Here is a 12834-nt window from a genome sequence, read left to right on the forward strand (position 1 = left end):
ACCCGCTGGTCTTACCCGCTCACGCATCGTGGCCCGGATCCATGGCCCTGACGTCGGCAAACCGGATCGGTTCGTCGTCCCCCTCGGCGAACCACGCGTCGACGGGCCGCAGCACGTAGCCGACGTGATCGCCCAGATCGAATCGATCCAGCGTTTCACCCACCATCCAGGCCAGCGCATCGTCGAGTATCGGCATGCCGGCCGGCCCGCTGTGCCACGCGCAGCGCGCGAACTTGTCGATCTCGTCTTCGGTTTCGCCGCCGAACAACTCGGCCAGGCTAGAGGCGCGGCGCGACAGCACGTGCACGGCAAGGTGATCCGACCGGCCTGCGACCCCGAACGTGTGATTGGTGCGGGAAAGCGCGACCAGGAGCCTGGGAGGGTTGATGCTCACCTGGGTCGAAAAGCCGACCAGACACCCCGCCTGATGACCCTGCGCCGCGGTGGTCACCACGAGCATCGCCGAGTTCGTCGTCTCGGTCAGTCGAGACAGCCAGTCGCCGCTCACGCCCCCATGATGGACCACTTAAGGGGCATACTCGAACCAGGTGCACAGTATGCGGGGCAACGAGTCAGGACACGGCGGTCCATCAGCGTTATGGGTGATGGCCGGGGCGACGACGGCCACCGGCAACAATCTGATTGCCACTCCACTTCCCGTAGTGATCACCGCGGCCGGCCTGGTGTCTGGCATCCGGCCCGGCCCGGAGGCGACGCGAGGTGCGCCACCGCAGGTCGCGCAGTGGAACGCCATCCGCAGCACCTACCGCGATGTCGCCGACTGGATCGACAACGATGCCGCCGGCGCAGAACTCGCGGCCCCCGACGTCGGTCCTGCCGGGCGGATGAGTGCCGCCGGAGTCGTCGACTACCTCGGGCTTGTGGACGACAGCGCCGACGCCGACCGGTGGCTGTCCACCAAGCCCGAGTACTGGGTCACCGCCGGAGCATCCGTTGACGCCGCCTCGATGGCGGTCGCGACCTTCCGGCGTGATTACCGGGTTGCGGCGGTGATCGGACCGATCACCGTCTATCGCCGCCGTGCAGCAGGAAGTCAGGCCTGACCGCAGGCCGCCAGCACCAGCTCGCGCACCCGCGCCGCGTCCGCCTGCCCACGCGTTGCCTTCATCACCGCCCCCACGATCGCGCCGGCCGCAGCCACCTTGCCACCCCGAATCTTTTCTGCCACATCGGGATTGGCAGCCAGCGCCTCGTCGACCGCGGCCTGGGTGAGCGAATCGTCGCGCACCAGCGCCAGGCCGCGCGCCGTCATCACCGCCTCGGGCTCACCCTCTCCGGCCAGCACACCTTCGACGACCTCGCGCGCCAGCTTGTTGGACAGCTTGCCCTGATCCACCAGGGCGATCACCTGCGCGACCTGCCCCGGGGTGATGGCCAGTTCGTCCAGACTGATACCGGCCTCATTGGCCTTCTGCAGCAGGAAGTTACCCCACCAGGAGCGGGCGTCCTTGCTGGCCGCTCCGCACTTGACGGTCTCGGCGATCAATTCGACCGCGCCGGCGTTGACGAGGTCTCGCATCACCTCGTCGGAGAAACCCCATTCGTCCTGAATCCTCTTGCGGCTCAACCACGGAAGCTCAGGGATAGTCTGACGTAGCCGCTCCACGAGCTCGCGGCTGGGTGCGACGGGTTCCAGGTCGGGCTCCGGGAAATAGCGGTAGTCCTGAGCGGTTTCCTTGGCGCGGCCCGGGCTGGTGTAGCCGGCCTCGTGGAAATGCCTTGTCTCCTGGACAATCTCGCCGCCGGACAACAAAACTGCTGCCTGACGCTGCATCTCGTAACGCACCGCAACCTCGACGCTCTTGAGCGAGTTGACGTTCTTGGTCTCGGTCCGGGTGCCGAATTCGGTGGTGCCGGCGGGCATCAGCGAAACGTTCGCGTCACAGCGCATCGATCCCTGGTCCATACGCACGTCGGATACGTCGAGCCCGCGCAACAGGTCTCGCAATGCGGTCACGTAGGCGCGGGCAATCTGCGGCGCCCGCGCACCGGCGCCCACGATGGGCTTGGTCACGATCTCGATGAGTGGCACGCCGGCCCGGTTGTAGTCGATGAGCGACGTGGTCGCGCCGTGGATTCGGCCGGTTTCGCTGCCGATATGGGTGAGCTTGCCGGTGTCCTCTTCCATGTGGGCGCGCTCGATCTCCACCCGCCAGGTGGTGCCGTCCTCCAGCGGCGCTTCCAGGTAGCCGTTGATGGCGATCGGCTCGTCGTACTGGGAGATCTGGTAGTTCTTCGGCATGTCCGGGTAGAAGTAGTTCTTCCGGGCGAACCGGCACCAATCGACGATCTCGCAGTTCAGCGCCAGGCCGATCCGGATCGCCGACTCGACCGCCACTCTGTTGAGCACCGGAAGTGAGCCCGGCAGGCCCAGACAGACTGGGCACACCTGGGTGTTGGGCTCGCCGCCGAAGGTGGTCGAGCAGCCGCAAAACATCTTGGTGGCGGTGGAGAGCTCAACATGGACTTCCAACCCGAGCACCGGATCGAACCGTTCAATGACCTCGTCGTATTCGAGCAGGTCAGCCCCAGCAACCGTCATAGGTACCGATCCTAATGGTGCCGGCGCACCCGCTTTCAGTACGTCGGCTGCCGGGTGGGGAACGTGCGCGCCACCGCGGCCGCCAGTTCCAGGTAGGAACGCCGGCTTTCTCTGCTCAGCCGCTCGAGCCCGATCTCGTTGCCTTGATGCACATGCCGGTCGAACGGCAGCGTCACGGTGGCCGGCACCAGGCGTGAGAGGTCCTCGAGCTGTTTGGCCGCCAGCGTGCTGACCTTGGTCCGCTCAACGTGGTTGACGGCGAGCACCGTCGACTCGAGCATTCGGCGATAACCGTTCTGCCGCAACCACTCCAGAGTGGTGTGCGTCTTCTGGATCGCGTCAATCGAGGTGCTGGTGACGACCACCAGAGCGCGGGTCTCGGGCAGCACCGCTTGCATCACCCCGGACTTGAGGGTCTTGGGGCAGTCGACCAGCACCAGTGAGTAGTGGTTGCGCAGGATTGAAAACGCTTTGACGAAATCCTCGCGGGTGGGAATCCAGTGACTGCTGGCGTAGTCCGGCGGACCCAGCGCCTCCAGCCCCGAACTGTTCATATATGTGTGAGCCCGGACATCGTCATACCGGGCGACATGACTGTCCACCAGCAGGTCGGCCAGACTCAGACTGTTTCGGCGACCGTGCCGGCCGGCCAGGTCGCCGGCGTCGATGTCGACGGCGATGACGCGATCGTTGCGCAGGCTGGCGAACGTCGAGCCCAGGGCTTCCACCACCGCGGTCTTGCCGACGCCGCCCTTGAGATTCACCACGGCGATCGAGTGCACCCCACCCAGCGGGGCGCGGATCTTCTCTCGCAGCGAGTTTTCATATGCCGCTTCTTTGCCCGGCCCCAGATCGAGCCCCAGGTACTGATGAACCAGTTCCCGCCAGCTGCGCCGTGCCGGCGCCTCGGGTTCGATGGCGTCCAGTGCCGTCCCGCCCGGGACGCGCTCGCGGCGCGCCAGAGGCGCGGCTAGTGCCACGCGGGCCGCAGGCGCGGGCGCGTCGAAACGAGCCGCGATGCCCTTTCGCTGCGGCGCAGCGTTGTCTGGGCGGCAGTGCTGGGGAATTGTCGCGTCTCCGTCGTCGGCGCTCACTCGCCAGCTCGGCTGAACCGGACTGTACTTCGTCCGAGCCGGTGAAACGGGCCGCTCAAGGACTCCGCGATACGGACCGCGGTTATTCATATTTCACGTATAGCCGGTTCTTAAACTCGAAAAACCTGCGAATCGGTGAATGCCTGGCAAACGTCAGCCGAAGAACGCGGCGGCGTCGTCGTAGCGGCTTTCCGGCACCAATTTGAGCTGCCGGACGGCATCGGCCAGCGGCACCCGCCCGATGTCCTGGCCCCGCAGCGACACCATCTGCCCATACTCACCAGCGTGCGCGGCATCGGCCGCGTTCACCCCGAACCGGGTCGCCAGCACCCGGTCATAGGCCGTCGGGGACCCGCCCCGCTGCACGTGGCCCAGCACCGTCACCCGGACGTCCTTGTTGATGCGCTTTTCCACCTCGGCCCCGAGCTGGGCGGCTACCCCGGTGAACTTCTCATGGCCGAATTCATCCAGGCCGCCTTCGCGCAGGGCGATTGAGCCCGCTACGGGCTTGGCGCCTTCGGCGACCACGCAGATGAAGTGGGAGTCTCCGCGCTGGAAGCGCCGCTTGACAAGCCGGCACACTTCCTCGACGTCGAAGGGCTGCTCGGGGATCAGGGTCATGTGCGCGCCCGACGCCAGGCCCGCGTTGAGCGCGATCCAACCGGCGTGGCGGCCCATCACCTCGACCAGCATGACGCGCTGGTGGGACTCGGCGGTGCTGTGTAAGCGGTCGATGGCGTCAGTGGCCACCGTCAACGCGGTGTCATGGCCGAAAGTCACGTCCGTGCAATCGATGTCGTTGTCGATGGTTTTCGGCACCCCGACCACCGGCACGTTCTCCTCCGAAAGCCAGTGCGCCGCCGTGAGCGTGCCCTCGCCGCCGATCGGGATCAGGACGTCGATGCCGTTGTCGTCGAGGGTCTGCTTGATTTGATCCAGCCCGGCCTTGAGCTTGTCGGGATGCACGCGCGCGGTGCCGAGCATGGTTCCGCCCTTGCCCAGCAACCGGTCGTTGCGATCGTCGTTGCGCAGTTGCATGCGCCGGTTCTCCAGCAGCCCGCGCCAACCGTCCTGAAAGCCGACCACCGACGAGCCGTACCGGGCGTCGCAGGTGCGCACTACCGCCCGGATGACGGCGTTGAGGCCGGGACAGTCACCACCGCCTGTGAGAACTCCGATCCGCATATCCTCATCTTGCCCTGTGGCCCGCGACCTGGCGCGAGCAGACGCAAAATCCCCCGAAACCGCACGTTTTCGGGGGATTTTGCGTCTGCTCGCCGGGGGTTGGTGACCCCCTAGATCGCGGTCGGCAAGGCGCCGCGCGCGGCCTCGTAGGCCGCGCCCACCCGGTACAACCGGTCGTCGGCCAGCGCCGGCGCCATGATCTGCAGGCCCACCGGCAACCCGTCGTCCGGGGACAGCCCCGCCGGCACCGACATGCCGCAATGGCCAGCCAGGTTCAGCGGCAGCGTGCACAGGTCGAACAGATACATGGCCAGCGGATCGTCGACCTTCTCCCCCAGCCGGAACGCCGTGGTCGGCGTCGCCGGCGACACCAGCACGTCGACGGACTTGTACGCCTCGTCGAGGTCCCGGGCGATCAGGGTCCGCACCTTCTGCGCCTGGTTGTAGTAGGCGTCGTAGTACCCGGCGGACAGGGCGTAGGTGCCGATCATGATGCGGCGTTTGACCTCGGGACCGAAGCCGGCCGCCCGGGTCATCGCCATCACCTCTTCGGCGCTGTGGGTGCCGTCGTCCCCGACCCGCAGGCCGTACCGCATGGCATCGAACCGGGCCAGGTTGCTCGACACCTCCGACGGCAGGATCAGGTAATACGCCGGCAGCGAGTAGTCGAAGTGCGGACAGTCGACTTCGCTGACCTGCGCGCCCAAGGACTTGAGCTGCTCGACGGCCGCTTCGAAGGAAGCCAGCACCCCCGGCTGATAGCCCTCGCCGGTGTGCAACTGGCGGACCACCCCTACGCGCACGCCGGTCAGGTCGCCGGCCGCACCGGCCCGAGCGGCGCCGACGACGTCGGGTACCGCAGCGTCGATCGACGTGGAGTCGTGGGGATCGTGGCCGGCGATCACCTGGTGCAGCAGGGCGGTGTCCAGAACGGTGCGCGCGCACGGGCCGCCCTGGTCCAGCGACGACGCGCAGGCGATCAGCCCGTAGCGCGACACCGTGCCGTAGGTGGGTTTGACCCCGACGGTGGCGGTCAGCGCCGCCGGCTGGCGGATCGACCCGCCGGTGTCGGACCCGATGGCCAGCGGCGCCTGGAACGCGGCCAGCGCGGCAGCGCTGCCGCCGCCGGAGCCACCCGGAACCCGCTCGACGTCCCACGGGTTGCGGGTCGGCCCGAACGCGGAGTTCTCCGTCGACGAGCCCATGGCGAACTCGTCCATGTTCGTCTTGCCCAGAATCGGGATGCCCGCCGCCCGCAGCCGCAACGTCAGCGTGGCGTCATACGGCGACTGCCAGCCTTCCAGGATTTTGGAGCCGCAGGTCGTCGGCATGTCGGCGGTGGTGAACACGTCCTTGAGCGCCAGCGGCACCCCGGCCAGCGCCGACGGAAGCTGCTCGCCGGCCGCCACCGCCTCGTCGACCACCGCCGCGGCCGCCAGCGCCTGGTCGGCGGCCACGTGCAGAAACGCGCCGTAGCGGTCGTCGGTCGCCTCGATCTGATCCAGGCAGGCCTGGGTGAGCTCGACCGACGAGAGCTCCTTGGCGGCTATCTTGGCGGCCAGGGTGGCAGCATCGAGCCGGATGATGTCCGTCACTGGCTCTCCCCCAGGATCTGCGGGACGGCGAAGCGGCCGTCGACGGCCTCCGGCGCCGCGGCGAGCGCCTGCTGCTGGGTCAGGCAGGGCTGCGGCTCGTCCGGACGGGTCACGTTCACGTCCTTGAGCGGATTATCGGTGGCCTCGACGCCGGTCACGTCAACGGCCTGAATCTGGCTGACGTGGCTCAATATGGCGTCAAGCTGGCCGGCGAAACTGTCCAGCTCGGTCTCGGTCAAGGCCAGCCTGGCCAGCCGGGCCAGGTGGGCCACCTCGTCGCGGGAGATCTGGGACACGAGCGAAAAGCCTAACGTGCCACGAGCGTGAGCCTGGCTTCACGTTCGCCCCGAGCGTGCGGCCGGTCACGCTCGGCCCGGCGGGTCCCCGTCCACACCGGCCGACATGCCGCCCGCGCGTCGCTGTGCAACAGTGTTGGCCGTGCCGTCGTATCTGTTGCGCATCGAGTTGGTCGACCGACCAGGCAGTCTGGGGTCGCTCGCCGTCGCGCTCGGTTCGGTGGGCGCCGACATCCTGTCGCTGGATGTCGTCGAGCGCAGCTCCGGATATGCGATCGACGACCTGGTGATCGAACTGCCCCCGGGAGCGATGCCGGACACGCTGATCACCGCGGCCGAATCGCTGCCCGGGGTTCGGGTGGACAGCGTGCGCCCGCACACCGGACGGCTCGAGGCACACCGCGAGCTCGAACTGCTCGACCGCGTCTCGGCGGCCGGCGACAACGCGTCCCGACTGCAGGTTCTGGTGGACCAAGCGCCCAGGATCCTGCGGGTCAGCTGGTGCACGGTGCTGCGCGATGCACAGGGCCGGGTGCAGCGGCTCGCCGGCAGTGCCGGTGCACCGGAGACGCGGGCCGATTCCGCGCCCTGGCTGCCGATCGAGCACGCCCTGACGCTGGATGGCAGCGCGGAGTGGGTCCCGCAGGCCTGGCGGGATATGGACACCACGATGGTCGCGGCACCGCTGGGCGATTCGCACACCGCGGTGGTGCTGGGCCGGCCGGGCCCGGAATTCCGGCCGTCGGAAGTGGCCCGCCTCGGCTACCTGGCAGGCATCGTCGCCACCATGCTGCGCTGATTCGCAATAAGCCCACGCAGCGAACTCCGCGCGATATATTGAGAACGCCACGGGCCAGTGTGAACGCGTTGGAGGGGTACGCACCGGGCCGCTTTCAGCAAACCAGCTCGACACCCACCACATGCAAAGCCACACTCCCGCAAGCAGTTTGCCGGCCATCATCACGACGGTGGCCACCAAGCTGCTGGGCGCCACCAGCAGCACCGCCGTGGCGAGCAGCACGGAGGTCCTGGCCGAGCTCGTGAATTACCTCGACGTCGACGTCAGCTTCCTGCGGCACAACGACCCCGGCATCCGCGCCACCGTTTTGGTCGCCGAATGGCCGCCGCGGCCGGACGTACCGGACCCGGATCCGTTGCGCACCATCTACTTCGCCGACGCCGACCCGGTGTTCGCGCTCGCCGAGCACGCCAAGGACCCGGTCTTCCTGCGTCCCGGTCATCAGAACGAGCCATACCAGCAGACCATCTTCGCTGCCCGCGGCATCCCGGCCGTCTCGCTGGCCTCGATCCCGTTGCTGTCCGGCGAGGTCACCACGGGAACGCTCGGCTTCGTGAAGTATGGCGATCACAGCTGGAACGAAGACGAGATCAACGCGCTGACCGTGGTGGCGACGATGCTGGCTCAGGTGCAGGCCAGGATCAACATCGAGGATCAGTTGAACTACCAGGCCAGCCACGACGACCTGACCGCCCTGCCGAATCGGCGCGCCCTGGTGAATCACCTCGACGAGCGCCTGACCACCGGTCAGACAGGGCCGGTGTCGGTGTTGGTGTTCAACCTCGACCGACTCAAGGCGATCAACGACTATCTCGGGCATGAGGCGGGCGATGCGTTCATCCGCGACTTCGCAACCGAGACCAGCGCGGCGATGGAAGGTCAGGGCCTGATCGCCCGCACCGGCGGCGCCGAGTTCGTCGTCGTGCCTTCCGGACACATGGACCTCGCGACCGCCAGTCGGTTGGCCGAATATCTCAGTTCACGGCTCACCGACCACGTTGCCATCGGCGGTGAAGTCCTCAACCGCACGGTGAGCATCGGCGTGGCGACCGGCACGCCCGGCAAGGATTCCAGTGGGGACCTGCTCAGGCACGCCGACGACGCGCTGCAGTGCACCAAAGGGACTGGCGCACAGCGCATCGGCGTGATCTCCACCGATTTGATCAATCGGCGCAAGGTTCGCGCTGACATCGAGCTGCATCTGCCGGGCGCCATTGAGACCGATGCGCTGACCGTCGTGTACCTACCCGAGATCGACATGCTGACCGGCAAGATCCTGGCGGTCGAGGCGCTGGTGCGCTGGCAGCATCCCAGCCGGGGACTCCTGCTGCCCGATGTGTTCATCCCGGTTGCCGAATCGTTGAATCTGGCCGGAGAACTGGGCAAATGGGTGCTCAACGCGGCCTGTGCGGACCTGTCGCGGTGGCGCTCGCTGGGCGTCGGTCTGGATATTATGTTGCGCGTCAACGTCTCTCCGGCCCAGCTGGTGGCTCAGGACCTGGTGAGCACCGTCAGCAAGATAGTCGGCAAGTTCGGCCTCACCGGCCGGGCGATCGGGCTGGAAATCACCGAAAGCATGCTCATCAGGGACGTGGCGAGCACCCGGGCCACCTTGAGCGCGCTGACCGACCTGGGCATCGACATCGCCATCGACGACTTCGGCACCGGCTTCAGCGGGATGGGTCTGCTCCGAAGCTTGCCGGTGAGCACCCTGAAGATCGACCGCGGGTTCGTCCGCGATCTCGACGTCAGCGGCGACGACCTGGCGATCGTCCGGGCGGTCATGGGACTGGCCGAGGCGCTGGACCTGAATGTGGTCGCCGAGGGCGTGGAGAGCGAAGGTGCGGCCCGGACCCTGCTGAAAGAGGGATGCGTGCGGGCCCAGGGCTTCTTGTTCTGCCGGCCGCTCTCCGCCGCGGCAGCCCGAGAGCTGCTCGCCGCAGGCGCCATCGACACCGGACTGCGTTAGCGCACTTGTGGTTTGACCACCGGATCGTCGTCTTCCCACAACAGCAGTTGCCGGACGGCCGGCCGCGGGCCGTAGGGCCGCAGCATCTGACTGGCCGGCCGCGGACGCACGCGTTGCGGCCACCAGAACCAGCGACCCAGCAGCGCGGCGATCGACGGCGTCATGAACGACCGCACGATCAGGGTGTCGAACAACAGGCCCAGGCCGATGGTCGTCCCGATCTGGCCGAGCACCTGGAAGCCGCTGAACAGGAACGCGCACATGGTGACGGCGAAGACCAGGCCCGCCGAAGTGACCACCGAACCTGATCCGGCCATCGCCCGGATGATCCCGGTGTTGAGCCCGGCGCCGATCTCTTCCCGGAATCGGGAAATCAACAGCAGGTTGTAGTCCGAACCGACGGCCAGCAACAGGATCACCGCCAGCGCGAGCACCACCCAGTAGAGCTTGATCCCGAACATGTACTGCCACACCAGGACTGACAACCCGAACGACGCGCCGAGTGACAGCGCCACGGTGCCGACGATCACCAGCGCGGCGACCAGGCTGCGAGTCAGCGCCATCATGATCAGCAGAATCAGGCTCAGGGCCGCGATTCCGGCGATCATCAGGTCGTACTTGGCGCCGTCCTGGATGTCGGAGTAGGTGGCCGCGGTGCCGCCGAGATAGAACTTCGCCTCGGCCATGGGCGTGCCCTTCACGGCTTCGTGCGCGGCTTTGCGGATCGGCTCGATGTGGGAGATGCCTTCCGGGGTGGCCGGGTCGCCTTCGTGCGTGATGATCATCCGGGCGGCTTTGCCGTCGGGCGAGAGGAACAGCTTGAGCCCCCGTTTGAAGTCAGGATTGTTGAACACCTCCGGGGGCAGGTAGAAGGTGTCGTCGTTCTTGGCGGTGTCGAAGGCGCGGCCCAGCGCTGTGGAGTTCTCGATGGCTGCGGCGGTCTGCGCGTAAATACCGGACAGGGTGGCGTAATTGGCCATCGTCAGGTCGTGATTGGTCTCCTGACTGGCGATCTGCTGGGGTATCAGGGCCACCAGTTTGGGCTGCAGCGCATCGAGTTGCTCGAGGGTGGCCGTGAGGTCTTGGAACCGGGACGTGAGTTGATCGATCCCGTCCAGGGCGTCGAGCACCGAGCGAATCGCGAAGCAGGCCGGGATGTCGAAACAGTGCTTCTCCCAGTAGAAGTAGCTGCGGATGGGCCGGAAGAATTCGTCGAAATTGGCGATCTTGTCGCGCAGGTCGTTCATGATGGCGACGGTGTCGCGGAAACTCTGGGCCTCGCTGTGAGTGGTGGCCGCGAGCTCCTGCTGCAGGACGTACTGCTGGCGCAGGATGTCGATGCCCTTCGACAACTCACCGGCCTGCCGCAGCAGGTCGTCCGCGCGGTCCCGTTGATACCGGAGGTTCTCGGTCTGGTTGGCGCTTTGCGCGCTGATCTGGAACGCCAGTGAGGTGTGGTTGAGCGGGGTGCCCAGCGGCCTGGTGATGGACTGCACCTGCGCGATGCCGGGCAGGTGAAACACCGCCTTGGCCACCCGGTCCAGAATGAGCATGTCGGCCGGGTTGCGCATGTCGTGGTCGGATTCCAGCATCAGCAATTCGGGCTCCAGGCGGGCCCGGGAGAAATGCCGCTCGGCGGCGGCGTATCCGACATTGGCGGGCGCACTTTCCGGCATGTAGGGGCGGGTGTCATAACTCGTCTTGTAGCCGGGCAGGGTGAGCAGCCCGATGAAAGCCAGGGCGCACGCCACCGTCAGTACCGGCCCCGGCCAGCGCACGATGGCGGTGCCGATCCGCCGCCAGCCGCGGGTCCGCATAGCGCGCTTGGGTTCGAAGATTCCCACCAGCGCACCCAGGGTGAGCACGGCCGGCGCCAGGGTGAGCGCGGCGACCAGGGCGACGAGGATGCCCATTGCGGCGGGGATGCCCAGACTCTGAAAGTACGGCAGCCGGGTGAAACTGAGGCAGGCGACCGCTCCCGCGACGGTCAGGCCGGACCCCAGAACGATGTGGGCCGTACCGCGAAACATGGTGTAGTACGCCGTTTCCCGGTCCTCACCGGCGCTGCGGGCTTCCTGGTAGCGGCCGACGACGAAGATCGCGTAGTCGGTTCCGGCGGCGATCACCAACAGAGTCAGCAGATTCGTCGCATAGGTCGACAACCCGATGATGCCGGCGTTGCCCAGGAAGGCGACGATCCCGCGGGCGGCGGCCATCTCGACCAGGACGGTCACCAGCACCAGCAGCATGGTTAGGAAGGAGCGGTAGACGAACAGCAGCATCAACGCGATCACCCCGACGGTGATGCCGGTGACCTTCGCGGTCCCCTTGCTGCCGACGTCGAACTGATCCGAGATCAGCGGAGCCGCGCCGGTCACGTAAGCTTTGACACCCGCCGGAGGTGGGACGTGTTCGATGATTTCCCTTACCGCGCCGACGGATTCGTTGGTCAGGGCCGAGCCCTGATTACCGGCGAGGTTCAGCTGGACATAGGCGGCTTTGCCGTCGGTGCTCTGCGATCCGGCGGCGGTCAACGTGTCACCCCAGAAGTCCTGGACGTGCTCGACGTGCTTGCGGTCGGCTTCGAGCCGGTGGATCAATGTGTCGTAATACCGGTGGGCGTCGGCACCTAACGGCTGATCGCCCTCCAGGACGACCATGGCCGTGCTGTCGGTGTCGAACTCGTGGAACTTCTGACCGATGCGCTTGGTCGCCTGCAGCGAGGGCGCGTCGGCCATGATCAGCGCCACGTTATGGGTCTTGCCGACCTCTTCCAGCTGCGGCACCAGGGCATTGGAGACCCCGGCCAGCACCACCCAGAACAGCAGGATCGGCACGGAAAGGCGGCGGATGGTGTGCGGAATTCGCGGCAGCTGCTCGTTGCTCATCCAGATTTGTCCAAACAGAAGGTGTAGGCGTGGGGCGTGTTGACGGTGCGTTCGTCCTTGATGTCGCCGTTGACGGTGATCCGGCAACCGAGGGTGTCACCGTTGCCCTGTGCCACAACGTTTCCCAGCACGGCCGGCTCGGTGGTCGTGATGGTGAACGACCACGGCAGAGCGGCGTTGACGACCTGCTGCGGCTGGGCGTTGACGTCGAGATAGTTGATCGTGGCCGTCGCACCCGGGGCGCCGAAGACTTCCAGGACCACGTGCTTGGGATTGAACGGAACGATCTGGTCGGAAAGGCCGTGACCCGTCGACGCGCCCTTGCCGGCGTCGAACATGCCGTGCAGGCGGTAGATGGCGAATCCCGCTGCGGTCACGACAACCACCGCGACCAGCGCCATCCATCCCCTCTTGACCAGGGGCGTCATCGAAATCCCTTTCAAGC

General features: G+C 66.8%; 11 protein-coding genes. 3 read left to right on the forward strand and 8 right to left on the reverse strand.

Annotated features, from left to right (window positions below; all coding sequences use genetic code 11):
* Positions 1-19 precede the first annotated feature (19 nt).
* Positions 20-460 (reverse strand): flavin reductase family protein, encoded by a 441-nt coding sequence (locus AWC08_RS06285; protein ID WP_065134469.1) that lies wholly within the window; start codon positions 458-460, stop codon positions 20-22.
* Between the two features lie 97 nt (positions 461-557).
* Here AWC08_RS06285 and AWC08_RS06290 point away from each other — a divergent pair, with 97 nt between their 5' ends.
* Positions 558-1064, forward strand: a complete 507-nt coding sequence (locus AWC08_RS06290) for an MgtC/SapB family protein (protein ID WP_232007721.1) — start codon at positions 558-560, stop codon at positions 1062-1064.
* On the opposite strand, the gene gatB is transcribed toward AWC08_RS06290, so the two are convergent.
* The 5 genes from gatB to gatC form a co-directional block, all read right to left on the reverse strand.
* A complete protein-coding gene (gatB, locus tag AWC08_RS06295; RefSeq protein ID WP_065134444.1) occupies positions 1055-2563 on the reverse strand; it encodes an Asp-tRNA(Asn)/Glu-tRNA(Gln) amidotransferase subunit GatB in 1509 nt (502 codons plus the stop codon). The genes AWC08_RS06290 and gatB overlap by 10 nt on opposite strands.
* A 35-nt stretch (positions 2564-2598) precedes the next feature.
* Positions 2599-3657, reverse strand: coding sequence for a MinD/ParA family ATP-binding protein (locus tag AWC08_RS06300; RefSeq protein WP_232007722.1), 1059 nt, complete (start codon positions 3655-3657; stop codon positions 2599-2601).
* Between the two features lie 153 nt (positions 3658-3810).
* Positions 3811-4842, reverse strand: a complete 1032-nt coding sequence (locus tag AWC08_RS06305) for an ATP-dependent 6-phosphofructokinase (protein WP_065134443.1) — start codon at positions 4840-4842, stop codon at positions 3811-3813.
* A 110-nt stretch (positions 4843-4952) separates the two neighbouring features.
* Entirely contained in the window at positions 4953-6437 is a 1485-nt protein-coding gene (gatA, locus tag AWC08_RS06310) for an Asp-tRNA(Asn)/Glu-tRNA(Gln) amidotransferase subunit GatA (protein WP_065134442.1), read from the reverse strand.
* Positions 6434-6733 carry an Asp-tRNA(Asn)/Glu-tRNA(Gln) amidotransferase subunit GatC gene (gene gatC / locus AWC08_RS06315; RefSeq protein WP_065134441.1) on the reverse strand — a complete coding sequence of 100 codons (300 nt, stop codon included), beginning with the start codon at positions 6731-6733 and terminating at the stop codon, positions 6434-6436. Before gatC ends, gatA begins: the two co-directional genes overlap by 4 nt.
* Positions 6734-6875: 142 nt before the next feature.
* On the opposite strand from gatC, the gene AWC08_RS06320 reads away from it, so the two are divergent.
* Both AWC08_RS06320 and AWC08_RS06325 read left to right on the forward strand, forming a co-directional pair.
* Complete coding sequence (locus tag AWC08_RS06320; protein WP_142283435.1) at positions 6876-7532, forward strand: ACT domain-containing protein; 657 nt, start codon at positions 6876-6878, stop codon at positions 7530-7532.
* Between the two features lie 121 nt (positions 7533-7653).
* Entirely contained in the window at positions 7654-9501 is a 1848-nt protein-coding gene (locus AWC08_RS06325) for a putative bifunctional diguanylate cyclase/phosphodiesterase (protein ID WP_069432621.1), read from the forward strand.
* On the opposite strand, the gene AWC08_RS06330 is transcribed toward AWC08_RS06325, so the two are convergent.
* Positions 9498-12389, reverse strand: coding sequence for an MMPL/RND family transporter (locus AWC08_RS06330; RefSeq protein ID WP_069432622.1), 2892 nt, complete (start codon positions 12387-12389; stop codon positions 9498-9500). The genes AWC08_RS06325 and AWC08_RS06330 overlap by 4 nt on opposite strands.
* Positions 12386-12817: an MmpS family transport accessory protein gene (locus tag AWC08_RS06335; RefSeq protein ID WP_197521975.1), complete on the reverse strand. Its 432-nt coding sequence runs from the start codon at positions 12815-12817 to the stop codon at positions 12386-12388. The genes AWC08_RS06330 and AWC08_RS06335 overlap by 4 nt, the downstream gene beginning before the upstream one ends.
* Positions 12818-12834: the final 17 nt, after the last annotated feature.

Origin of the sequence: Mycobacterium gordonae (assembly GCF_002101675.1) — a bacterium.
Classification (GTDB): domain Bacteria; phylum Actinomycetota; class Actinomycetes; order Mycobacteriales; family Mycobacteriaceae; genus Mycobacterium; species Mycobacterium gordonae.

What these genes read in the sequence shown, in the direction of transcription:
- AWC08_RS06285 (WP_065134469.1), bottom strand. Translation starts at nt 460, where the DNA reads ATGCTCGTGGTGACCACCGCGGCGCAGGGTCATCAGGCGGGGTGTCTG.
- AWC08_RS06290 (WP_232007721.1), top strand. Translation starts at nt 558, where the DNA reads ATGCGGGGCAACGAGTCAGGACACGGCGGTCCATCAGCGTTATGGGTG.
- gatB (WP_065134444.1), bottom strand. Translation starts at nt 2,563, where the DNA reads ATGACGGTTGCTGGGGCTGACCTGCTCGAATACGACGAGGTCATTGAA.
- AWC08_RS06305 (WP_065134443.1), bottom strand. Translation starts at nt 4,842, where the DNA reads ATGCGGATCGGAGTTCTCACAGGCGGTGGTGACTGTCCCGGCCTCAAC.
- AWC08_RS06325 (WP_069432621.1), top strand. Translation starts at nt 7,654, where the DNA reads ATGCAAAGCCACACTCCCGCAAGCAGTTTGCCGGCCATCATCACGACG.
- AWC08_RS06330 (WP_069432622.1), bottom strand. Translation starts at nt 12,389, where the DNA reads ATGAGCAACGAGCAGCTGCCGCGAATTCCGCACACCATCCGCCGCCTT.
- AWC08_RS06335 (WP_197521975.1), bottom strand. Translation starts at nt 12,817, where the DNA reads ATGACGCCCCTGGTCAAGAGGGGATGGATGGCGCTGGTCGCGGTGGTT.